Source organism: Capnocytophaga cynodegmi DSM 19736 (genome assembly GCF_000379185.1).
Classification (GTDB): Bacteria; Bacteroidota; Bacteroidia; order Flavobacteriales; family Flavobacteriaceae; genus Capnocytophaga; species Capnocytophaga cynodegmi.
This window is the reverse complement of the sequence record NZ_KB900709.1, coordinates 1-21,954: the sequence shown is the minus strand read 5'-3', so window position 1 is coordinate 21,954 and position 21,954 is coordinate 1. Positions and strand designations below refer to the sequence as shown.

At 32.8% G+C, this 21,954-nt stretch carries 19 protein-coding genes; 15 read left to right on the top strand and 4 right to left on the bottom strand.

Translation table 11 applies throughout. The features are described 5' to 3' along the window. Window positions 1-31: 31 nt before the first annotated feature. The gene (locus YW9_RS0104000; RefSeq protein WP_018278900.1) at window positions 32-799 is read left to right on the top strand and encodes a murein L,D-transpeptidase catalytic domain family protein; all 768 of its coding nucleotides are present in this window, start codon (window positions 32-34) and stop codon (window positions 797-799) included. Between the two features lie 53 nt (window positions 800-852). Here YW9_RS0104000 and YW9_RS0103995 read toward each other — a convergent pair whose 3' ends face one another. Next, window positions 853-2,532 carry a L,D-transpeptidase family protein gene (locus YW9_RS0103995; protein ID WP_018278899.1) on the bottom strand — a complete coding sequence of 560 codons (1,680 nt, stop codon included), beginning with the start codon at window positions 2,530-2,532 and terminating at the stop codon, window positions 853-855. A 45-nt stretch (window positions 2,533-2,577) separates the two neighbouring features. Beyond that, complete coding sequence (locus YW9_RS0103990) at window positions 2,578-3,981, bottom strand: aromatic amino acid ammonia-lyase (RefSeq protein ID WP_018278898.1); 1,404 nt, start codon at window positions 3,979-3,981, stop codon at window positions 2,578-2,580. 158 nt (window positions 3,982-4,139) lie between these two features. Between YW9_RS0103990 and YW9_RS0103985 the strand changes: the two genes are divergently transcribed. Then, the gene (locus tag YW9_RS0103985; RefSeq protein WP_018278897.1) at window positions 4,140-5,501 is read left to right on the top strand and encodes an MFS transporter; all 1,362 of its coding nucleotides are present in this window, start codon (window positions 4,140-4,142) and stop codon (window positions 5,499-5,501) included. Window positions 5,502-5,558: 57 nt separating this feature from the next. After that, window positions 5,559-6,206: a hypothetical protein gene (locus YW9_RS0103980; RefSeq protein WP_018278896.1), complete on the top strand. Its 648-nt coding sequence runs from the start codon at window positions 5,559-5,561 to the stop codon at window positions 6,204-6,206. Between the two features lie 69 nt (window positions 6,207-6,275). Here the strand turns inward: YW9_RS0103980 and murB are convergent, their stop codons facing one another. Next, the gene (murB, locus tag YW9_RS0103975; protein ID WP_018278895.1) at window positions 6,276-7,295 is read right to left on the bottom strand and encodes a UDP-N-acetylmuramate dehydrogenase; all 1,020 of its coding nucleotides are present in this window, start codon (window positions 7,293-7,295) and stop codon (window positions 6,276-6,278) included. A gap of 251 nt (window positions 7,296-7,546) precedes the next feature. Between murB and YW9_RS0103960 the strand changes: the two genes are divergently transcribed. The 5 genes from YW9_RS0103960 (at window position 7,547) to YW9_RS0103940 (ending at window position 11,950) form a co-directional block, all read left to right on the top strand. Continuing rightward, complete coding sequence (locus YW9_RS0103960; protein WP_018278892.1) at window positions 7,547-7,861, top strand: YbaB/EbfC family nucleoid-associated protein; 315 nt, start codon at window positions 7,547-7,549, stop codon at window positions 7,859-7,861. Window positions 7,862-7,918: 57 nt separating this feature from the next. Continuing rightward, window positions 7,919-8,686, top strand: a complete 768-nt coding sequence (locus YW9_RS0103955; RefSeq protein ID WP_018278891.1) for a ParA family protein — start codon at window positions 7,919-7,921, stop codon at window positions 8,684-8,686. A 9-nt stretch (window positions 8,687-8,695) separates the two neighbouring features. Then, complete coding sequence (locus YW9_RS0103950; RefSeq protein WP_018278890.1) at window positions 8,696-9,637, top strand: ParB/RepB/Spo0J family partition protein; 942 nt, start codon at window positions 8,696-8,698, stop codon at window positions 9,635-9,637. Then, complete coding sequence (locus YW9_RS0103945) at window positions 9,630-10,238, top strand: DUF5683 domain-containing protein (RefSeq protein WP_018278889.1); 609 nt, start codon at window positions 9,630-9,632, stop codon at window positions 10,236-10,238. Before YW9_RS0103950 ends, YW9_RS0103945 begins: the two co-directional genes overlap by 8 nt. A gap of 65 nt (window positions 10,239-10,303) precedes the next feature. After that, the gene (locus tag YW9_RS0103940) at window positions 10,304-11,950 is read left to right on the top strand and encodes an OstA-like protein (RefSeq protein WP_018278888.1); all 1,647 of its coding nucleotides are present in this window, start codon (window positions 10,304-10,306) and stop codon (window positions 11,948-11,950) included. Between the two features lie 390 nt (window positions 11,951-12,340). Here YW9_RS0103940 and rlmD read toward each other — a convergent pair whose 3' ends face one another. After that, a complete protein-coding gene (gene rlmD, locus YW9_RS0103935) occupies window positions 12,341-13,750 on the bottom strand; it encodes a 23S rRNA (uracil(1939)-C(5))-methyltransferase RlmD (protein ID WP_018278887.1) in 1,410 nt (469 codons plus the stop codon). A 287-nt stretch (window positions 13,751-14,037) separates the two neighbouring features. On the opposite strand from rlmD, the gene bshA reads away from it, so the two are divergent. The 7 genes from bshA (at window position 14,038) to YW9_RS0103900 (ending at window position 21,847) form a co-directional block, all read left to right on the top strand. Continuing rightward, window positions 14,038-15,174 (top strand): N-acetyl-alpha-D-glucosaminyl L-malate synthase BshA, encoded by a 1,137-nt coding sequence (gene bshA, locus YW9_RS0103930; RefSeq protein ID WP_018278886.1) that lies wholly within the window; start codon window positions 14,038-14,040, stop codon window positions 15,172-15,174. Window positions 15,175-15,195: 21 nt separating this feature from the next. Continuing rightward, window positions 15,196-15,456 (top strand): thiamine-binding protein, encoded by a 261-nt coding sequence (locus YW9_RS0103925; protein WP_018278885.1) that lies wholly within the window; start codon window positions 15,196-15,198, stop codon window positions 15,454-15,456. Then, window positions 15,440-16,114, top strand: a complete 675-nt coding sequence (gene pnuC / locus YW9_RS0103920) for a nicotinamide riboside transporter PnuC (protein ID WP_018278884.1) — start codon at window positions 15,440-15,442, stop codon at window positions 16,112-16,114. The genes YW9_RS0103925 and pnuC overlap by 17 nt, the downstream gene beginning before the upstream one ends. After that, entirely contained in the window at window positions 16,078-16,644 is a 567-nt protein-coding gene (locus tag YW9_RS0103915) for an AAA family ATPase (RefSeq protein WP_018278883.1), read from the top strand. Before pnuC ends, YW9_RS0103915 begins: the two co-directional genes overlap by 37 nt. Continuing rightward, on the top strand, window positions 16,637-18,184 hold the full coding sequence (locus YW9_RS0103910) for a DUF4301 family protein (RefSeq protein ID WP_018278882.1): 1,548 nt from the start codon (window positions 16,637-16,639) through the stop codon (window positions 18,182-18,184). The genes YW9_RS0103915 and YW9_RS0103910 overlap by 8 nt, the downstream gene beginning before the upstream one ends. Before the next feature lie 102 nt (window positions 18,185-18,286). Further along, a complete protein-coding gene (gene mltG / locus YW9_RS0103905; protein WP_026193793.1) occupies window positions 18,287-19,330 on the top strand; it encodes an endolytic transglycosylase MltG in 1,044 nt (347 codons plus the stop codon). 96 nt (window positions 19,331-19,426) lie between these two features. After that, window positions 19,427-21,847, top strand: a complete 2,421-nt coding sequence (locus YW9_RS0103900) for an alpha-ketoacid dehydrogenase subunit alpha/beta (protein WP_018278880.1) — start codon at window positions 19,427-19,429, stop codon at window positions 21,845-21,847. Window positions 21,848-21,954: the final 107 nt, after the last annotated feature.

The window sequence follows — 21,954 nt, the reverse complement described above, 5'->3', positions numbered from 1 at the left end:
GATTTTTGTTATAGTATAATAATCATATGTTATGAACAAGATATTCCGTGTAATTTGTTTATTTATTTTAAGTATTTCAACACATCTAACAAAGGCAGAAAACATTGTTTTTGAACCAATTAGTGATTCCGTTAATTCAAAAGAATATGTTACTTTGGCTCTAAAGAAAATGGAAACAAACATCAAAGATGTTTATGATGAAATTGGGGCAGAAGAATACGATTTAAACTTTGAAGCTTTCAGATACGCTTACATTGGTTATCAATCTCTCAGAAAACAGCAACGCCTAAACGATAAAGAAATCTTTTCAATTATTGACTTCTCAAAGGATTGCAACACAAAACGCTTCTACACAATTGACTTGGAAAACAAGCAAATTATCTACAACACCTATGTTGCACACGGTAAAAAAAGCGGAGAAAAAACCCCCACTTCATTTTCAAATATCAAAGAATCCAACAAAAGCAGTATTGGCTTTTATATCACAGGAAAAACCTATATGGGAAGTAGAGGATTCAGCTTACAACTTCACGGTGATGAAAAAGGATACAACAGCAATATGGCGGAACGTGGTGTGGTAATCCACACAGCTGATTATGCCAGTGAGGATTACATAAAGAAAAATGGTCGTATGGGAAGAAGTTTGGGATGTCCTGTGCTGCCTAAAGATATTTATAAACAAGTTATAGAGACTATCAAGGAAAAGACAATGATTTTTGCTTACTACAACAATCCAAAATATTTAAGTTCTTCTAAATACCTAAATGTCCTAAAATTAATAGAATATTCTATGCTTTAATATTTTAAGGTTGTCATAAAAAAATAAGATAGCAATTTTGCTATCCTATTTTTTTAATCTTGAAATTTTCTTAATTCTTTGAATTGTTCTTGATCAAATCCATATATATCATTTTTAATAATCAAATCTCCTTTTTCATCAACCCAAGCAGTTATGTAAAGCATATTTACTAAAAATTTGGTATTCAATTTTATACGTCTCTGATTTCTTCCTGAATTCATTGCTTCGACCACTTTTTCTCTTGTCCAATCATCTTGATTTTTTAGAAGAAGATACGCCAATTCTGCAGGTTCTTCCACACGAATACATCCGTGGCTTAAAGCTCTATTTTCTCTTGCAAATAGCTTAGGAGAGGGTGTGTCGTGAAGATATATACTCATATCATTTGTTAAAATAAATTTTACTAAACCTAAAGAATTTCTGGCAGATGGAGCCTCTACAAATCTGAATTTTCGTTTGTTAATATCAGAGCTTTTCCAATCAACTGTCTTTGGATCTATTTTTTTTCCATTTTCGTAAAGTGTATATCCACGTTTTTGGTATTTTTCAGGGTCGGATTGAGATACAATTTGTGGAATCATCTCGTTTTTTATAATACTCTGAGGAACAGTCCAAGTAGGGCGAAATTCAACATATTTTAACGTATCTATAAATACAGGTGTAGCCGTATATTCTTTCCCTACAATTACATTCATTTGATGAATCATAGAATCTTTATGATAGATAAACATCTTAAATTCAGGAATATTCACAACAATGTAATCATCACCTAAATCATTGTTTAGTAGTCGTATACGCTCCATATTAAGTTGAAGTAAATCACGTTTTTGAGAAAGAGTCATATTCAAATAATAAAGAGTTGATTTACCAGGGATTCCATCTGGTTTAATTCCTTTATCTTCTTGAAATTGCATCAATGCTTTCAACAAAGTACTATCTACCTGATTAGCCAAGTTTTCTGGAATTGCTTCATAGCCTTTTTGTGCTAAATTCTGTCTTAAATTTTCTACTGACTTGTGTTTATATCCCACTAAAAATTCTTTTGGTTGAGGAATTATAACCTCTATTATTGAATCTTCTTCAGTATCTTTTAATGTTTTGTATTTTTCACTCATTCGCTTATAAAGAGAATGCTGAGGATGTAAAGCGTCAACAATTTCTGATAGTTTTTCATCATCTTTTATTTTCAATAATATTTCCAAATCGTCTCTATTCTTTTTTGAACGTTTCCAAATGTGTTTTCCGTGAGCTAATTTTGTGATACGTCCACGTCCTAAATGATTGGTTAACAACAAAAAAGAAGATGTAATTTCCTTATCTAATTTTTCAATTTCTGAAAGAATAGGGGAGGAAGTGTAAAGATTTTCAACAGATTGTAACAAAAGTTTATGATTATAGGTTTCAGGATTTAATCCGTAATTTTCGGAATTTTCCAGAATTTTCATATACTCATAAAATAATTTTCCTGGCTTGGTTTCGTAAAGCCAACGCGTTTGAAATCCGTTCTGTTTATAAAAATTCTTAGTGTCATTAATAACAGATTTTCTGAGTACACTATCTTTTATAAATATCTGATTAAAAGATTTTTGCGTAGTGTCGGATAAAGAAACCATTTTAGGACTTTCATAGGTTTCTCGTTGCTTAATTTCTTCAACAAGTTCTTTGGGTGTCTGGTTTTTGCAATTTTGTAAAATTATAAATACTCCTAAAAGTACAAAAAAATAATTTTTCATTCTATTAAATTGAAAGTTAATAATATAATATATACATTGATTTATTTAAACAATTTCGTTTTCTCTAAAAAATAATAATGTTTTTTCAATATATTTTTTTAAATCCTGCTTATTTGTATCAAAATCTAAATATTTGATGTATTTTTTAATTATCTCAGAGTCATACTGGCTTTTTTCATTGAATATTATTAAAGCTACAATCAATAATTCAATGGCTAAAATTTGTTCTATGTTTTTAATCACTTCATAACATTTCACTGCTGAACTTCCGCCCATTCCTTTAATATCAGTCATTTTTTCAGTAAAAATAGGGCTTTCTACACTTACGGGAACCGATAATCGTTTATTTTCTGCCAAAATCCCCTCAGTTATACGCTGAAGAACTGGAAAATTTAAAAACATAGCCAAATTTTCTTCGTTATTCTGTGTACTTAAGGTAGAAATTAAGTAAAAAATCCTTCTTTCTGAGATATTTCCTAAACTTGTTAAAGCAATTGATAGAAAATCTAAGCCAAGTGATAAGGGTAAGGTATGCGAATTTCCTCCAAAAATAACTTGTTTTTTTTCTGGGAAGACTAAAAGATTATCTGTAGTTGAATTAATTTCGGTTTTAATAATTTTTCGTACGTGTGCAATTGTATCTTTTACTGCTCCGTGTACTTGTGGAATAGCACAAAAAGCCTCAGGAGCTGAAGAGGAAACAACTTTATTGATATTTAATTTATTACTATTCATTAAATTACGAATAGAATCCGCTGTTTGAATTTGCCCTTTGTGAGGACGTACAATCTGCACCTGTTCTGAAAAAAACAAACTATTAATTCCAAAAACTTGTACCGAAATTGAAGAAATAAAATCAGATATCTTGCATAATTTCAATGCTTTAATAAGATTACAAGCTCCATAAGCAGTCGTAAGTTGTGTGCCTCCTAATAAAGCTTCAGCTTCCTTATTTCTTAATTGTATGGGTTTCCAACCAAATTTGGCCTCCAACTCACAAGCAGAGAATACCTTTCCATTAATGCGAACTTCTCCTTCTCCGATTAAAGGTAATGATAAGTGAGCCAGAGCAATACGATCATCTGGAGTGTTTTTTGAGTATACCACAGGAAGAATGTTATTATTGAAAAAATCAAGTAAACGTTCAACAATTTCCAAACGAACACCGCTAAAACCATAGCACAGCGACTGAATTTTAAGAAACAACATAAGTTTAACAACTTCGTCAGAAATAGTCTCTCCAATACCACAAGCATACGATTTTAACAGAAAATACTGATTATTAATATCTTTTTCTTCAAATTGCTCTGAAATATCTTGGCTCAGAAAGACGTTACATTTTTGGACATTAATTATTGCTTCTTCCGATAATTTTAACTTTACATCATTAATTAGTAGCGACTCGATATGCTCCAAAATAAGCACATCATTAGATATATAGTGAATCATACTCATTCATTATTTCGAAGTACAAATATATATTTTTTTTGAATATACAGAAAATTACCCATTTAAGTCAAAAGATATTTTTATTCTAACATAGAGAAAAAATCTTAAAAAAGTGTAAATTTGCCTCCTTGATAATTTAACTAACGAAAAAATTGCTTATGCCAACTCAATTTCCACGCGGACACAAAAAACTTCTAAAAGCTTGGATATTATATGATTGGGCTAATTCTGTATATAGCTTAACTATTGTTTCTGCTGTATTTCCTATCTTTTATGGATTGTTATTCAAAATAGCAGAAATAACTCATATTGAAATTTTCGGAATAAGTTTTAAAAATACTGCCGTTATCACTTTTGTTACATCATTGGCTTTTTTGGTGGTCGTTTTAGTTTCTCCCATACTTAGTGGAATAGCTGATTATCTGGGAAATAAAAAAACTTTTATGAAGTTTTTTTGCTACTTGGGAGCAATTTCTTGCATAGGATTATATTGGTTCTCTCTGGAAAATATATACTTCGGACTTACGTGTTATTTTTTGGGAGTTGTAGGTTTTTGGGGGAGTATCGTTTTTTATAATTCTTATTTGCCAGATATAGCCTTGCCAGAACAATATGATGAAGTTAGTGCTAAGGGTTTCATTATGGGGTATTTAGGTTGTACCACACTATTAATTTTCAACTTAGCAATGGTAATGTATCCATCTTTTTTTGGTATTGGAGGAGATGAAACACAAGCAACCCTTACAGCAATGAAAATTTCATTTGTAACGGTGGGAATTTGGTGGATTACTTTCAGTCAGTATTCGTTCAGATATCTACCTGATTTTGAGAAGGGAAGAGGTAAAATAAACAAAAATATTATTTTCAATGGCTACAAAGAATTGCGAGGTGTCTGGAGAAGATTAAAAGAATCTAACAGATTGAAAATGTTTCTATTCGCATTTTTTGTTTATAGTATGGGAGTACAAACTATTATGTTAGTTGCAACCTATTTTGGAGAACAGGAAATCCGTTGGAAAGGTACAGAAGAACGAACATTAGGCTTAATTATAAGCATTTTGATAATCCAAATTGTAGCTATTTTTGGAGCAAGGCTAACGGTTGTCGCTGTCAAAAAAATGGGACAAGTTCCTGTACTAATTATTTTAAATTGCATTTGGATTGTAATTTGTTTGGTAGCTTATTTTATTTACCTTCCAGCACATTTTTATATAACAGCAATGCTTGTAGGAATGGTAATGGGTGGAATTCAAACACTTTCTCGTTCAACGTATTCAAATTATCTACCCGAAACAAAAGATACAACATCTTTTTTCAGTTTTTTTGATGTTGCCGAAAAAATTGGCATTGTTATTGGTATGGGAATATATGGCTTTATTGACCAATTTACGAACAATATGCGAAATTCAGTAGTTTTTTTAGTTCTGTTTTTCGGTTTTGGCGTATTTTTGTTGTTGAAAGTCTTAAGGATGGAAAGAAGAAAAGCGAAATTAGAAAAGCTTCAGTCCAATTGTGATTAATCAATGAAACTCATCAAAGTTTAAATTTATTTTTTGATGACTTAATATGAATTTGTTATGAAAAAAAGTATTTTTATTTGCTTTTTGTGTTTAGCTATTAATTTTGCCAAAGCACAAACTTTTGAAACTTCAAAAAAACAAGTTCCCGTTGTAGTTCCACTTGAAAATGCTCCCGAACTTAATTCATCTGATAATCTATTTTCTTTACCTTTATCTACAAAAAAAGACGAATCAGGTTCTCTACTAAAAACACCAGAAAAAGAGATTAATTTCACAAAAAAAAGTGATTTGATACGACGAAAAATAGACTTTAAGCCTAATTATGGCGTTTTAAACGACCATAAAAGGGAAGAATATAATGCTCCAAAAGGGAATCAATTTTTTGGAGATTTCGTAAGTAATGGCGGATTTGTGAATGTGTACTGTAGAGATTATCAAGCCATTGATGGTGATAGAGTTAGCATTTTAGTAAATGACAAAGTTGAAATTCACGATATTCTTCTATTAGGAGAATATAATGGCTTTCAAATTAATTTAAAACCTGGATTCAATAAAATTGAATTTTTAGCTTTAAATCAGGGAGAATCAGGTCCTAACACAGCAGACTTCAGAGTTTTGGACGATAGTGGAAAGGTTATTGCCCAAAATCAATGGAATTTAGCAACAGGTTCTAAAGCTCAGTTTGTTATCATAAAAAATGAATAGCAAATACCTATTTACTAAGATTCAAATTGAAAAAATCATAACAATTGTTTTTAATTGAAAATCAATTTTTTAAAAAATATTGACTTCAAACTCTAATTCTATATCAAAATTTTCCTTTACCTTATTTTTAACAAAATGAGCAATTTCGAAAATTTCTGAGCCAGTAGCATTTCCATAATTCACTAAAACAAGGGCTTGTTTTTCGTGTACGCCCGCATCACCTTTTCTGTAACCTTTTAATTTACAAGTGTCTATTAACCAACCTGCTGGTATTTTTACCTCTTCCTGATTTAATTCATAAAAAGGCATTTTAGGATATTTTTCTTGAAGTTTCTTAAATTTCATCTTTGTCACAATAGGATTTTTAAAAAAACTTCCGCTATTTCCTATTTTTTTAGGGTCAGGCAATTTGCTTTCGCGAATAAAAATAACCGCTTCTGAAATGTCTTTTGGGGTTGGATTTTTAATTTCTCTTTGAGATAAAACGTCTTTTATAGCACCATACTCTGTATGTAAAACGTGATTTCTTTTGGTAAGTTTGAACGTAACAGAAGTAATTATATAATTATCTTTTTCTTCATTTTTAAATATAGATTCACGATACGCAAATTTGCAATCAGCATTGGAGAAGGTTTTCTTTTTATATGTTTTCACGTGAATCGCTTCACAATTCTCCATAACATCTTTGATTTCAATACCATAAGCTCCTATATTTTGTATGGGGGTAGTCCCCACATTACCTGGTATGAGCGACAGATTTTCAAGTCCTCCAAACCCTTGATTTAGCGTATGTAAAACAAATTTGTGCCAGTTTTCACCTGCCTGAGCTTTAATCCAAACGAAATCTTCTGTTTCTTTTTCTATAAAAATTCCTTTGAGTTGTATGTGAAATACAGGTTTTTCAATATTTTGGGTCAAAAGCATATTACTACCACCTCCTAAAATAAAGGGATTAGGAAATTGTTGTAATGCATTAATTAATTCTTCTTCAGTTTGAATTTTAATAAAATCATTTGCTTGAACATCTATATTAAATGTATTGTAAGGTTTTAAAGATAATTTCTTTTGTGAATATACTTTATTTACCATAATTGTATTTTTTATTATGATTTTTGTAAAATTTCTTTTTGCAAAAATACGAAATATGCAAAGAATTCACACGTATTTTTTACTTAAGATTGAAATGATTTTTCAGTATTCTAAAACAAAAAATGTAAAATGTTAGAAATCTGTACACTTTCAAAAAAATATAAATTGATTTTACATACCCCTAATTTTGCAAACTTGTTACTTCAAAAAAAATTACTACTTTTGTCCACACAGAAAAATTAAAATAAAATATGTTTGGAGATCTTATGGGAATGATGGGTAAATTAAAAGAAACCCAGCAAAAAATTGAAGAAACAAAACAACGTTTAAATAATGTTTTAATAGATGAAGTTTCATCAAATGGTGAAATAAAAGTTACCATAACAGCCAATCGGGAAATAAAATCTATTCAAATCAATGAAAGTTTACTTTCTGATAAAGAAGAATTGGAAGACTACTTGGTGCTCACACTAAATAAAGCGATTGAAAAAGCTACACAAATCAATGAAAATGAGTTAGCTGCAGTTGCCAAACAAGGAATGCCTAACATACCTGGTCTTTTTTAGTAAAGAGCTTTAATCACCAATAAAATATTACTTTCAAGATAATTAAAATTTAAGATTATGGGCAAAATAATTGCTGTTGCAAATCAAAAAGGGGGAGTAGGAAAAACTACAACTTCAGTGAATCTGGCAGCTTCTTTAGGAGTACTTGAGAAGAAGGTGTTACTTATTGATGCTGACCCTCAAGCAAATGCTACTTCAGGGTTAGGGGTTGATATTGATTCAATTGAGCACGGAACTTACGAGCTTTTAGAGCATACTGTGGAAGCAAAGGATATGATTATCCACACAGAATCTCCTAATTTAGATTTAATCGCAGCACATATTGACTTGGTTGCTATTGAGATTGAGCTAGTTGATAAGGAACAGCGTGAGTTTATGCTCAAAAAAGCTTTAGAACCTATCAAAGACCAATATGATTATATTTTAATTGATTGTGCTCCTTCATTGGGCTTAATTACACTAAATGCACTTACAGCGGCTAACTCTGTTATTATCCCTATTCAGTGTGAATATTTTGCTTTGGAAGGGCTTGGCAAACTCTTAAATACGGTTAAACAAGTACAAAAAGTATTCAATCCGAATTTGGATATTGAAGGACTTCTTTTAACAATGTATGACGCTCGTTTGCGTCTTTCAAATCAGGTAGTTGAAGAGGTTCAAAAGCACTTTAGTGATATGGTTTTCAAAACGATTATCCAGCGAAATGTACGTTTGAGTGAGGCTCCGAGTTTTGGTGAAACAATCATAAACTATGACGCAACTAGTAAAGGAGCTACAAACCATATTAATTTGGCACAAGAAATTATTGATAAAAATAAAGTTTAAATCGCATAAATGGCTAAAACATTCAAAAAACAAGCCTTAGGAAGAGGTGTTTCTGTCATATTTGGAAATAACCCAGATAATGACATTAATTCAGCAAAAGATAAAAACGCTGAAAAAATAGTAGGTAACATCATTGAATTGGAGCTTGATTTTATAGAAGTAAATCCTTTTCAACCCCGAACTTCTTTTAATGAAGAAGAACTTGAAGGGTTGGCTTCATCTATTCAGGAATTAGGTGTTATTCAACCAATTACTGTTCGGAAAATTGGATTTAATAAGTTCGAATTAATTTCTGGTGAGCGTCGTTTTAGAGCTTCAAAATTGGCTGGACTGAAAACCATTCCTGCTTATGTTCGTATCGCAGATGATAACGAATCCTTGACGATGGCTTTGGTTGAAAATATCCAACGCCAAGATTTAGACCCAATTGAAATAGCACTTTCTTACCAACGACTAATTGAGGAAATTAATCTCACTCAAGACCAAATGAGCAAACGTGTTGGTAAAAAACGCTCTACAATCACTAATTACCTAAGACTCTTAAAATTAGCTCCTGTAATCCAAACAGGAATTCGTGATGGTTTTATTTCTATGGGACACGGACGTGCCATAATTACCATTGAAAATCCTGAACAACAGGTGGATATTTATCAAGAAATTATTTCGCAAAATTTGTCCGTTCGTGAAACAGAAGATTTGGTTCGCAGAATTCAAAATCCTGATTTGCAAACTACTGAAGGTAAAAAGTCAGAAATTGAAACCTCTAAGAGCCAAAATCTAAAAGCAGGAATTCCTTCATATATTCAGGAAAATTTGGACAATTTTAGTCACTTTTTTGGCACTAAAGTTTCTGTGAAAGTTGCTAAAAATGGTAAAGGATCATTAACAATTCCTTTTTCTTCGGAAGAAGATTTTAAACGTATTCAAAGTTTGTTGAATAAAAATGTCTAAATCAATTGTTTTCATATTTATAATGTGGCTTGGCCTGTATGTATCTTATGCACAATCAGCTGGTTTGCAAGATACAATACAGGCTAAAGCTGTAAAAAGTGAATTTAAAACGATACAACAACCTACTTGGAATACAGACCCTCTTTCTCCTGCTAAGGCAGCATTTTATTCCGCAATTCTTCCAGGTTTGGGACAAATTTATAACAAAAGTTATTGGAAAGTTCCTCTCGTTTATGGAGCCATTGGTACAGGAGTTTATTTCTACATTCGCAATACGAAAGAATTTAACAGATATCAAACGGCTTATAAAAGGCGAATTGCAGGACATACCGACGACGAATTTTATGGAAATAGGAGTGATGGTCAGCCTCGTTTAAGTACAGATGGTTTGCGTAGGGCTCAGCAATTTTACAGAAGAAATCAGGAGTTGTCCCTGTTAATTACGGCAGGTTTGTATGCTTTGAATATCATCGAAGCCAATGTAGATGCACACTTAAAGCAATTCAATGTAGATGAGCGTCTTTCTTTTGAACCTTTCTTTGAATCAAATGAAATAAATGCAAAGCCTATGTTTGGGATAACAATGCAATATCGTTTTTAATACTTTCTTCTTAAAGAAAAATCAGAAATAATTTTTTTAAAATACGTGTATCAAATCCTGTCCGAATGAGATATATTTTATTTATCATCAGTTTGTTAGCAATTTCTTTACCTTCTTTGGCTCAAAATAATGACCCAAAAATAAAACGTATTGAGATTGTCTACGGAGGTGAATTCACTATTGATAACGCAAAATATCCTGGAGCTACCATTTTCAAATCCGACGGAAATAAAGTTCAGTTCAGGCATCAAGGATTGGATATTTGGTGTAATCTGGCAGTACTTTATGAAGAAAAAAATCTTGTGATTGCTCACGGAGATATATTTGTACAGCAAGGGGATACCTTACAAATGAATAGCCAATACATTTCCTACAACGGAAACCTTAAAACAGCTGTAGCTAAAGAAAATGTAGTACTGAAGAACGAAACAATGACTCTTGAAACAGAAGAGCTTTTCCTCGACAGAAATACACAAGAAGCCTATTATAACAACTTCGGTAAAATCACCGATGTGGAAAACGAACTGACCAGCAAAACAGGCAAGTACTTCATTACCAAAAAGAAAAATCAATTTACTAATTCAGTAAAAATTGTAAATAAAGATTTCGTGGTTGACTCGCAAATATTGGACTACTATCACCCCACAGGAAATGCTTACTTCTACGGAGCGACAACAATTACAGGGCAGGACTATAAAGTTTATTGTGAACGAGGCTTTTACGATACACGTAAAGAAGAAGGGTACTTTATGAAAAATGCAACTATCGATTACGACTTAAAAACACTGAAAGGAGATAGTTTGTACTTCGATAAGAAGAAACAATTTGCCTCAGGGACAAATAATATTGTTGTGATTGATACCATCAATAATACCATTGTTAAGGGACATTATGGCGAAATTCACAAAGCGAAAGACTCTATGTTCATCACCAAAAAACCTGTAATCATTTCATTGATTGAAAAAGATTCAATGTATATGCACGGAAAGAAGATACTGGTTACAGGAAAGGAACAGAACAGAACAATCAGAGTGTTCCCCGATGCTCGTATTTTTAAATCGGATATGCAGGCAAAATGTGACTCTATCCATTCCAACGAATTTAGTGGACTTACTCAACTTATAGGTAAGCCTGTGGTTTGGACAGGGGAGAGCCAAATGACTGGTGATAGTATCCACCTGATAGCCAATACAAAAACTGAACAGTTAGATTCGCTCAAAGTGTTCAATAATGCCCTCGTGGTTGAAAAAGATACGCTGAGCGACGGATACAATCAAGTAAAGGGAAAAGTTCTGTATGGCAAATTCAAGAAAAATCAGCTCAAGCAAATTGATTTCCTCCAAAATACGGAATCTATCTATTACGTCTACAATGACAAAAAAGAAATGGTAGGCATCAACAAGCTCACTTGTAGTCACATCAAACTGCATTTAGATGAGCAACAACAAGTTGAGAAGGTCGTATTTATCACACAACCTGTAGGAGATTTATATCCAGAAGACAAACTTCATAAGAACGACCGCAAGTTCCGAGAATTTATATGGCGAGGCGACGAACGAATCGCAAGTAAAGATGAAATTTTTAGCGAGGAAGAAAAGAAACAACAACCTATTAAAATTCAAGGACCTAAGGAACCTGAAGAAGTTGATATAGAAGAAGCGAAACTAAATGCTGAGCAAGATGAAGAAGCTTCTACCGAAACTGAAAAATAATTCGCCTGACAATGATTAAAAAACATACGGCAAACTAAAAACACTTTGCCTGTAAACTGAAAACACTTTGACGTCAAAGTTAAAATACTTTCCAGTCAAAGTGTTTTTGATTTTCACAACAAAAATAAATCTGAAAACGTGTAACTTGTAATTTCTTTCCGTTAGAAAATAAAAAGATGTACTTATAAAACATTAGCTTCGTTGTACAATTATCAACAAATAAAAATGATGTTTATAATTAAATGAACATCAGGAATCTAAAAAACGTACGTCAATTTGAAAAAAAACTGACGTCAGAAAATAAATTTCTTGACGTCAGAAAATTTTCAAACGCACGTCAATCTTTTTTAAAGTGTACGTACGTTTCTGTTTGGAACGTATTTTCGGCTCTTATCGTTTTTCCAAAAGTACTACATTTTCTACGTGGTGCGTCTGCGGAAACATATCGACAGGTTGCACTTTGGTGACCTTGTACATTGCGTCCATCAACGCCAAATCACGTGCTTGCGTGGCGGAATTACAACTCACATACACCACTTTAGGCGGAGCAATGTTGAGGATTTGTTGCACCACGTCCTTGTGCATTCCGTCGCGAGGTGGGTCGGTAATGATAAGGTCAGGTACTCCGTTTTCAGCTATAAACGCCTCATTGAAAACGTTTTTCATATCTCCCACAAAAAAACTTACGTTCGTAATATTATTGTTTTGGGCATTGACTTTGGCATCTTCAATAGCTTCCGGAACTGCCTCTACACCAACTACTTTTCGGGCTTTCTTTGCCACGAATTGAGCAATAGTACCCGTTCCGGTATAAAGGTCGTACACCAATTCATTTCCCGTTAGCTGGGCAAAATCACGAGCCACTTTGTAAAGTTCATAAGCCTGTTCGGAATTAGTCTGATAGAAGGACTTAGCATTGATTTTAAACCGCAAACCTTCCATTTCCTCATAGATATAATCGCGTCCTTTGTAGCAAATAATTTCTTGATCGTAAATAGAATCGTTTGCTTTTCCATTGATAATGTATTGAAGCGATGTAATTTGCGGGAATTTTTCTGACAGAAAATCGAGCAGCAACTCCCGTTGAGTTTTATTTTCCTCAAAAAACTGAATAACCACCATAAGCTCACCAGTGGAAGCAGTTCGTATCATCATCGAACGTAAGAAACCTGACTGATTACGAGGGCTATAGAAAGGCATTTCGTGTTTCAAAGCGAACTGCTTTACCGCCAAACGTATGGCGTTGGAAGGGTCGGCTTGTAGATGGCATTTTTTAACGTCAAGAATTTTATCCCAAGCCCCTGAAATGTGAAAACCTAAGCCGTTGCGATTGTCAATACTTTCTGAATCTTTTATCTCTTCAGGCGTAAGCCAACGCGTATCCGAAAAAGAAAATTCCATTTTATTGCGGTAAAAATAGATTTTTTCCGAGCCTAAAATAGGTTGTATTTCAGGGAGTTCTATTTTTCCTAAGCGTTTGAGATTATTTTCAACTTCTTTTTGTTTGTAAAAAAGTTGATGTTCGTAACTCATATTCTGCCATTTGCACCCCCCACAATACCCGAAATGTTCACAAACGGGTGCGGTACGCCTTTCTGATGATTTGTGAAGTTTTGTTACAAATCCTTCGTAATAAGCGTTTCTTTTTTTAGTAGTCTGCACATCAACTACGTCACCTGGAACAGCATCTGACAGGAAAATAACCCGTCCGTCAGGAGCTTTGGCTACACTTTTGCCCTTTGCCCCAGCATCGATGACTTCTATATTTTCAAATACTAACTTCTGATTTTTCTTTCCCATAATTGTGTGCAAAGATAATTCTTTATTGATAAAGAGCAAAAAATGCTGACTTGTCAGTCAATCATAGCTGATATTTAAAAAACTTCTGACGTCAATTTAAAAAAGATGTAAAAGCAAAATATTATGAGATATCATTTATATGTTGGTTTACAATGATTTAATTATTTTATATTTTCAAAACGATATTTTAAAGAAGAACTTTTTGTTTTTTTTCAGTTGATTATTCATTTTTTTTATATTTTTACGAATTGAATATTTGGTGGTAAGCCAACAAAAATCAATTTTAGATGAATATAGCAATTGTTTGTTACCCTACCTTTGGTGGAAGTGGGGTAGTAGCAACCGAATTAGGACTTGCCTTAGCTCGAAAAGGACATCAAGTACATTTTATAACATACAGCTACCCAGTACGTTTGGACTATTTGGAAATGAATATTCACTTTCACGAAGTACACGTGGAAGAATATCCATTGTTTCATTATCAGCCGTATGAATTGGCACTTTCCAGTAAGATGGTTTCCGTAATAAAAGCCTATAAAATAGATATTTTACACGTACATTATGCCATTCCACACGCTTATGCAGGTTATATGGCCAAGCAAATGTTGAAAAAGGAAGGTATTGAAATTCCGATGATTACAACTCTGCACGGAACAGATATAACTTTAGTAGGAAATCATCCGAATTACAAACAGGCAGTTACTTTCAGTATTAATGAATCAGATGTAGTTACTTCTGTTTCAGAGAGTTTAAAACAAGATACATTACGTTTGTTTGATATTGAAAAAGAAATCTATGTAATTCCGAACTTTATTGATATAGGAAAAGACACGCACACAGCCCCGTGCAAACGTTCTATAATGGCACAAAAAAACGAACGAATTGTAACTCATATTAGTAATTTCCGCAAAGTAAAACGAATTCCTGATGTGATTGAAGTTTTTTATCAAATACAACAAAAAATTCCTTCGAAACTTATATTAGCAGGAGATGGACCTGAAAGAGAGTTTGCTGAGAATAAATGTAAGCAATTAGGCATCAAAAATAAAGTGCTTTTCTTGGGAAATACTTTAGATGTGGATAGACTACTTTGTGCTTCTGACCTATTTTTATTACCATCAGAATCAGAAAGTTTTGGGCTTTCAGCTCTGGAAGCAATGGCATCAGGCGTTCCTGTAATTTCTTCAAATGCAGGAGGTTTACACGAAGTAAATGAAAATGGTTTTTCAGGATTTTTAAGTCCTGTTGGAGACATTAGGGAAATGAGTAAAAACGCTATTTACATTCTGGAAGATGAAAACCGCTTAGCTCAATTTAAAAAACAGGCAAAAATTTCTGCCAAAAGATTTGACGAGTGCAAAATCATTCCGATGTACGAAAATCTTTATGAAAAAACTATAGAAAAATATATTGAAAAACATTAACCATTCTAAACTATAAAATTTATGAAAATATCAGTAGAACTGACATTCAGTCCATTACAAGATGATTTTGAACAACCTATTATTCATTTTATTAAAAAGTTACGAAATTCAGGTTTAAAAGTACTTGAAAATCCGCTAAGTACACAAGTTTATGGTGATTATGATAAGGTAATGCATATACTCACTGTTGAAATAAAAGAAGCTATGGAGCTTGTTGAACGTGGATTGATGTACATAAAAATAGTAAAATCAGACAGATACGACTATGAACCACATTTTTGATTGGTTTTTTGCTCAATATAAGGGTGTAGAAACGCATCTTATTGTGCTGGAAATCATCGGTGTGATTTTTGGTCTTCTGAGTGTTTATTTCAGTAAGAAACGAAATATTCTGGTCTATCCCACAGGCATTATCAGTACAATTATTTTTGTGTATTTACTTTGGATTAGTCGGCTTTTTGGAGATATGCTTATTAATTTTTACTATACAATAATGAGTATTTACGGATGGATTCTTTGGGCAAAAAGTAGTAAAGACAATGTACATATTGAAGTTTCAAAAACTACTCGGCGTGATTGGCTTATTAGTTTTGGATTAGCTATGTTCAGTTGGGTATTTGTAACGGGAGTGTATTTGTTAAAGCCTTACATCAATAATGGATTTTCTTCTGAAGGTATTTCCTTTGGTTTTCAATATTTTACCTGGATAGATTGGATTGATATTTTTACCACTTCAATATTCTTGGTTGGAATGTGGTTGATGGCTAAACGAAAAATTGAAAATTGGATTTGCTGGATTATTGGCGATATTATTTCGGTGCCCTTGTATTATCATAAAGGACTTGTATTCAGTTCATTTCAGTATTTTATTTTTACTATAATCGCAATTGCAGCCTTTTTTGAATGGAAAAGAAGTTTAAACAAATTGAAAGTGATATAATTCGCGTGGCTTTTGTAGGACCTGAGTCTACAGGAAAAACTACACTTAGCAAAGCTCTCGCCAAGGATTTCGAAACAAAATGGGTTCCTGAGTTTATGCGAACGTATCTACAAAAAAAATGGGACGAAAAACGTAAAACCTGTACTTGGGACGACCTCGAACCCATTGCATTAGGGCAAATTTCATCGGAAAATGAACTTATACAAAAAGCAAATAAAATTATTTTTTGTGATACAAATTTGCTTGAATTGATGATTTATTCGTATATTTACTACGGAAAATGCTCGGCTGAAATTGAAGAATATGCACTTGAAAATCATTATGATGTCGTTTTCTTGACAGATATTGATGTTCCTTGGCAAGCAGATGATTTGCGTGATAAACCCAACGAACGTGAATTTATGTTTGCTCAATTTAAGCAAATTCTTGACAAACAAAATATTAAATATGTAATAATAACAGGCGACCTTGAAAAACGTTTGAAAACTATAAAAGAGGTTGTTAATAAAATATTGAAAAACAATGACTAAACTTACATCAAAAGACCAAGAGTTATTGGCTAAAAAAGGAATTTCAGAGGAAGTTCTTGAAAATCAGTTAGAACTTTTCAGACAAGGTGTCCCTCCAATTGAGTTAAAGGCTGCTGCGACCATTGGTAATGGAATTCTATCTTTCTCAAAAGAAGAAACCGCTAAATATGCAGCACTTTATCAAAAGAAAAAGAAAGGTATTTCAATCTTGAAATTTGTACCTGCATCAGGAGCTGCCACTCGGATGTTCAAATCACTTTTTGCTTTTAAAGATAATTACAATCCTGAAAAAGAGTCATTTAAAGCATATATCAATCGAAAAAGTGATAAAGAAATTGAAGCTTTTTTTGAAGGTCTGGAAAAATTCGCTTTTTATCCTATTTTAATGGATTATATAGCAAAAAATATTCCCGATTTTCACATACAAAATGAAGACAATCAAAAACATATGATTGTATCTGTTTTGCTTGGAGAAAACGGATTAAATTATGGAAATTTACCTAAAGGGCTACTTCCTTTTCATAAGCATTCCGAAAAAATTGTCACTCCTTTTGAAGAGCATTTTCGTGAATCGGTAATGTATGCTTCGGGTGAGGATACATCTCATTTGCATTTTACTATTACTGAACAACATACAGAAGCATTCAACAAAGAATTAAATGAAATCAAAGAAAAACTTGAAAAGAGATATAACACTAAATTTGATGTAAGTTTTTCGTATCAGAAACCAAGTACAGATACCGTTTCTGTTACCGAAGACAATGAATATTTCCGAGATGAGAATGGAAATCTTTTGTTTCGTCCGTCGGGTCACGGGGCTTTGCTTGATAATCTTAATGAAGTTGATGCTGATGTAATTTTTATAAAAAATATTGATAATGTTGTAGTTAAAAAATACACAGATGAAACTGTTTTTTATAAAGAAGCCTTAGCTGGAAAATTACTTGAGATTCAATCAGAAGTTTTCCACATCTTAAAACGTATCGATAACGATAAAGTTAAGAAAAAAGAAGTAAAAAAAATATTGAATTTTCTTAAAGAAATCAATATTTATGTCCCTGATTATCTGTATAAATTCAGAAGGCGTTATGCTTTGGAATTCATTCAAGAACAACTCAATCGACCAATTCGTTTGTGTGGAATGGTTAAAAATGAAGGGGAACCTGGTGGAGGTCCATTTTGGGTAAAAGATATCAATGGAAACTTAAGCTTACAAATTATTGAATCTGCACAAGTAGATTTGAGCAATGCTGAACAAAAAGAGATTTTCCAGCAGTCTACACACTTTAATCCAGTTGATTTAGTTTGTGGAACAAAAAACTTCAAAGGGGAAAAATTTGATTTACAAGAGTTTAAAGACCCTAAACAAGCTTTTATTACAGGAAAAACCTATATGGGAAAACCACTGAAAGCTCTTGAACGTCCAGGACTTTGGAATGGCTCTATGGCAAACTGGATAACTATTTTTGTTGAAGTTCCATTGATTACTTTTAACCCAGTAAAAACGGTAAACGATTTACTGAAAAAAACACATCAGTAATTAATTGATTATAAAATGATTTGGAAGTTTGTAAACTAATGAATTTTCCTGACTTTGTTCTTAAAACTTCCAAATCATTTGATTTTTAAATATAAAAAAACTATGTATCTGAAAAGAATTATACTTGTCGCATCTGTTATTGGAGTAGTTATTCTGGGGATTTTCTCTTATTTTGTATACAACGCCGTTTTAAGTCCGAATACGAATTTTCAGGAAAAGGAAGTGACTATCTATATCCCAACAGGTTCTGATTTTAATGAGGTTATTCATAAAATAAGTCCGTACCTTTCTGATATAGAAACTTTTAAACGAGTTGCTATTCAAAAAAAATACGCTCACAATGTAAAAGCAGGAAAGTATATTATAAAAAGAGGAAGTAATAATAATGATATTGTCAATACATTGAGAAGCAAAAATGTACCTATCAAATTGACTTTCAACAATCAAGATAGATTACAAGATTTGGCAGGACGTATCAGTCAGCAAATTGAGGCTGATAGTCTTTCTCTATTGAAATCTTTTTTAGAAACTTCTTTTTTATCTGAAAATCAATTTAGTGATAAAGATGCCATCACAATGTACTTACCTAACACGTATGAGTTTTTTTGGAATACATCAGCAGACCAATTCAGGGACAGAATGCTAAAGGAATACAATCGTTTTTGGACAGAAGAAAAAAAATTAAAAGCTGAAAATCAAAATCTTAGTCCGAAACAAGTGAGTGTTTTAGCTTCTATAGTACAAAAAGAAACAGCTCAAGTATCAGAGCGGAGTAGGGTAGCGGGAGTATATCTTAATCGGTTGAAATCAAATATGTTACTACAGGCTGACCCAACCGTGATTTTTGCAATAAAAGAACATTCAGGAAATTACGACACGATAATAAGAAGAGTCTTAAACCGAGATTTAGAGATTGATTCTCCCTACAACACTTATAAATATGCAGGATTACCTCCTGCACCCATTGCAATGCCTGATGTTTCATCTATTGAAGCTGTTTTAAATCCTGAAAAACACGATTTTTTCTATTTTGTAGCAGATATAGAAAAACCAGGTTTTCACAAATTTGCACGAACTTATAATCAACATCTTATCAATAGTAAAGCTTATCATCAGTGGATAAATTCACAAGGAATTAGAAGATAAATTTACTATATCATATTCATAACCTTAATTTTTCATAATTTTTTGGTTATTTGACAAAAAATTAATACATTTGAAAACTTATTATAACTTTAATCTATGACAAAAAAGAATACAACCTCCAAGCATTTGCTTAACAACACGTTAAAGAGCTATGCTTTAGAAGATTACAAAACCGCTCTCATCAGTAGAGAGTGTAGTGCCTTAGGCAGAATAGAGGTTCACACGGGAAAAGCTAAATTTGGTATTTTTGGTGATGGAAAAGAATTACCTCAGTTGGCAATGGCACGAGCCTTTAAAAATGGTGACTTCCGAAGTGGATACTACCGAGATCAAACCTTTATGATGGCGATAGGGGCTTTCACCATTGAGAATTTCTTTGCAGGACTATATGCCCACGCTGATATCCAAGCCGATCCAACCAGTGCTGGAAGACAAATGGGAGGGCATTTTTCAACTCATAGTTTAGATGAAAACGGAAATTGGAATAATTTATTAAAACAGAAAAATAGTAGTAGTGACATTTCGTGTACAGCAGGGCAAATGCCTCGTTTACTTGGATTGGCACAGGCTTCAAAAATATATAGAGAAGTAGCTGGTATACAAAACGATAATTTTTCTGATAACGGAAACGAAGTAGCTTGGGGAACTATCGGTAATGCAAGTACCAGCGAAGGGCATTTTTTTGAAACAATCAATGCGGCAGGGGTAATGCAGGTACCAATGGTGATGTGTGTATGGGACGATGATTACGGAATTTCTGTACCAGCAAAATATCAAACTACTAAAGAGAATATATCTGAGATTTTAAAAGGATTTCAACGCGATAAAAATTCTAATAATGGACTTGAAATTTTTGTTGTCAATGGTTGGGATTATCCTGCTTTGATTGAGACTTTTGAAAAAGCTGGAAATATAGCTCGTACTGAGCACGTTCCTGTACTTATTCACGTAAGAGAACTCACACAACCTTTAGGACATTCAACTTCAGGTTCACACGAACGCTATAAAACAAAAGAACGCCTCGAATGGGAAAAGGAATTCGATTGTAACCGCAAAATGCGTGAATGGGTCTTAAAGAGCGAATTTGCTACAGAAGAAGAACTTGTTCAGATGGAACAAGAAGTTAAAAAAATGGTAGCGGGAGGAAGAAAACGAGCTTGGGAAGCGTATACCAATCCGATAAAAAGCGAAAGAAGTGAGTTCATTTCTGTAATTGATGAGCTTATTAACAAAGCTACCAATCATAAAGCTGAAATTCAAGAAATTAGAAATGAATTAGTTAGCATAAAGGCTCCTATACGCAAAGATATTGTAAGTGCGGGTCGTAAAATACTTCGAAATTTACGTTACGAACAACCTTCAATCACCAAAAATTTACGTAAATGGATTCAGAATTACTCAATTGATACTCAACCTAAATATAGTAAATATTTATATATTGAAAATGATAGTAATCCTGTTTCAGTAAAGGAAGTTCTACCTGTTTATGACAAAAATTCAAACTTGGTAGATGCTCGTATTGTTTTGCGTGAAAATTTTGATGCTCTATTTGCAAAGTATTCTAATCTACTCATTTTTGGTGAAGATACTGGAAATATTGGCGATGTAAACCAAAGTTTAGAAGGCTTACAGAAAAAATACGGCGAGTTACGTATTGCTGACGTAGGAATTCGTGAGGCGACCATTGTGGGGCAGGGAATAGGTATGGCAATGAGAGGATTGCGTCCTATTGCTGAAATTCAATATTTGGATTATATACTTTATGGTTTACAGACACTTAGCGATGATTTAGCTTCATTACATTATCGTACATTTGGTCGGCAAATGGCACCTATGATTATCAGAACTCGTGGGCATCGATTAGAAGGGATTTGGCACTCAGGTTCACCAATGGGAGTTTTATTACATTCATTAAGAGGAGTTTATATATTAACACCGCGTAATATGACCAAAGCTGCAGGATTTTATAACACCTTGTTAGAAGGAAATCAACCTGCGGTTGTAATTGAATGTTTGAATGGATATCGCCTTAAGGAAGAGCTTCCTGTAAATCTTGGAGAATTTAAAACGCCTATTGGAGTTGTTGAAACGATAAAAGAAGGAAAGGATATTACTATAGTTTCTTATGGGTCAACCTTACGTATTGTAAATCAAGCTGCTGAAGAATTAGAAAAATTTGGTATTAGTGCAGAAATAATTGATGCTCAATCACTTTCACCATTTGACCTAAATCACGATGTTGTAAAAAGTGTAGCTAAAACTAATCGTTTATTGATTGTAGATGAAGACGTTTCAGGAGGTGCTTCAGCTTATATTTTACAAAGAGTTTTGGAGGAACAGAATGCGTATCAGTATTTGGATAGTGCTCCGCAAACGCTAACTGCGAAAGACCACAGAACCGCATATGGCACTGATGGGGATTATTTTTCAAAACCAAGTGTAGATGACGTTTTTGAAAAAGTATATGGAATTATGCACGAGGCAAATCCTAATAAATACCCAAACTTTTTGAAGTAGATTATTCTATCAAAATTATATTTACAAAACCTCTATAAAGTTATATATAGAGGTTTTATTTTTTATACAATGAAAAAGAAGATTTTTTTTATAATTTCTATTTTACA

What these genes read in the sequence shown, in the direction of transcription:
- mltG (WP_026193793.1), top strand. Translation starts at nt 18,287, where the DNA reads ATGTATCTGAAAAGAATTATACTTGTCGCATCTGTTATTGGAGTAGTT.
- YW9_RS0103950 (WP_018278890.1), top strand. Translation starts at nt 8,696, where the DNA reads ATGGCTAAAACATTCAAAAAACAAGCCTTAGGAAGAGGTGTTTCTGTC.
- YW9_RS0103910 (WP_018278882.1), top strand. Translation starts at nt 16,637, where the DNA reads ATGACTAAACTTACATCAAAAGACCAAGAGTTATTGGCTAAAAAAGGA.
- bshA (WP_018278886.1), top strand. Translation starts at nt 14,038, where the DNA reads ATGAATATAGCAATTGTTTGTTACCCTACCTTTGGTGGAAGTGGGGTA.
- YW9_RS0103915 (WP_018278883.1), top strand. Translation starts at nt 16,078, where the DNA reads ATGGAAAAGAAGTTTAAACAAATTGAAAGTGATATAATTCGCGTGGCT.
- YW9_RS0103985 (WP_018278897.1), top strand. Translation starts at nt 4,140, where the DNA reads ATGCCAACTCAATTTCCACGCGGACACAAAAAACTTCTAAAAGCTTGG.
- YW9_RS0103900 (WP_018278880.1), top strand. Translation starts at nt 19,427, where the DNA reads ATGACAAAAAAGAATACAACCTCCAAGCATTTGCTTAACAACACGTTA.
- YW9_RS0103960 (WP_018278892.1), top strand. Translation starts at nt 7,547, where the DNA reads ATGTTTGGAGATCTTATGGGAATGATGGGTAAATTAAAAGAAACCCAG.
- YW9_RS0103945 (WP_018278889.1), top strand. Translation starts at nt 9,630, where the DNA reads ATGTCTAAATCAATTGTTTTCATATTTATAATGTGGCTTGGCCTGTAT.
- YW9_RS0103955 (WP_018278891.1), top strand. Translation starts at nt 7,919, where the DNA reads ATGGGCAAAATAATTGCTGTTGCAAATCAAAAAGGGGGAGTAGGAAAA.
- rlmD (WP_018278887.1), bottom strand. Translation starts at nt 13,750, where the DNA reads ATGGGAAAGAAAAATCAGAAGTTAGTATTTGAAAATATAGAAGTCATC.
- pnuC (WP_018278884.1), top strand. Translation starts at nt 15,440, where the DNA reads ATGAACCACATTTTTGATTGGTTTTTTGCTCAATATAAGGGTGTAGAA.
- YW9_RS0103940 (WP_018278888.1), top strand. Translation starts at nt 10,304, where the DNA reads ATGAGATATATTTTATTTATCATCAGTTTGTTAGCAATTTCTTTACCT.
- YW9_RS0103990 (WP_018278898.1), bottom strand. Translation starts at nt 3,981, where the DNA reads ATGATTCACTATATATCTAATGATGTGCTTATTTTGGAGCATATCGAG.
- YW9_RS0103925 (WP_018278885.1), top strand. Translation starts at nt 15,196, where the DNA reads ATGAAAATATCAGTAGAACTGACATTCAGTCCATTACAAGATGATTTT.
- YW9_RS0103980 (WP_018278896.1), top strand. Translation starts at nt 5,559, where the DNA reads ATGAAAAAAAGTATTTTTATTTGCTTTTTGTGTTTAGCTATTAATTTT.
- YW9_RS0103995 (WP_018278899.1), bottom strand. Translation starts at nt 2,532, where the DNA reads ATGAAAAATTATTTTTTTGTACTTTTAGGAGTATTTATAATTTTACAA.
- murB (WP_018278895.1), bottom strand. Translation starts at nt 7,295, where the DNA reads ATGGTAAATAAAGTATATTCACAAAAGAAATTATCTTTAAAACCTTAC.
- YW9_RS0104000 (WP_018278900.1), top strand. Translation starts at nt 32, where the DNA reads ATGAACAAGATATTCCGTGTAATTTGTTTATTTATTTTAAGTATTTCA.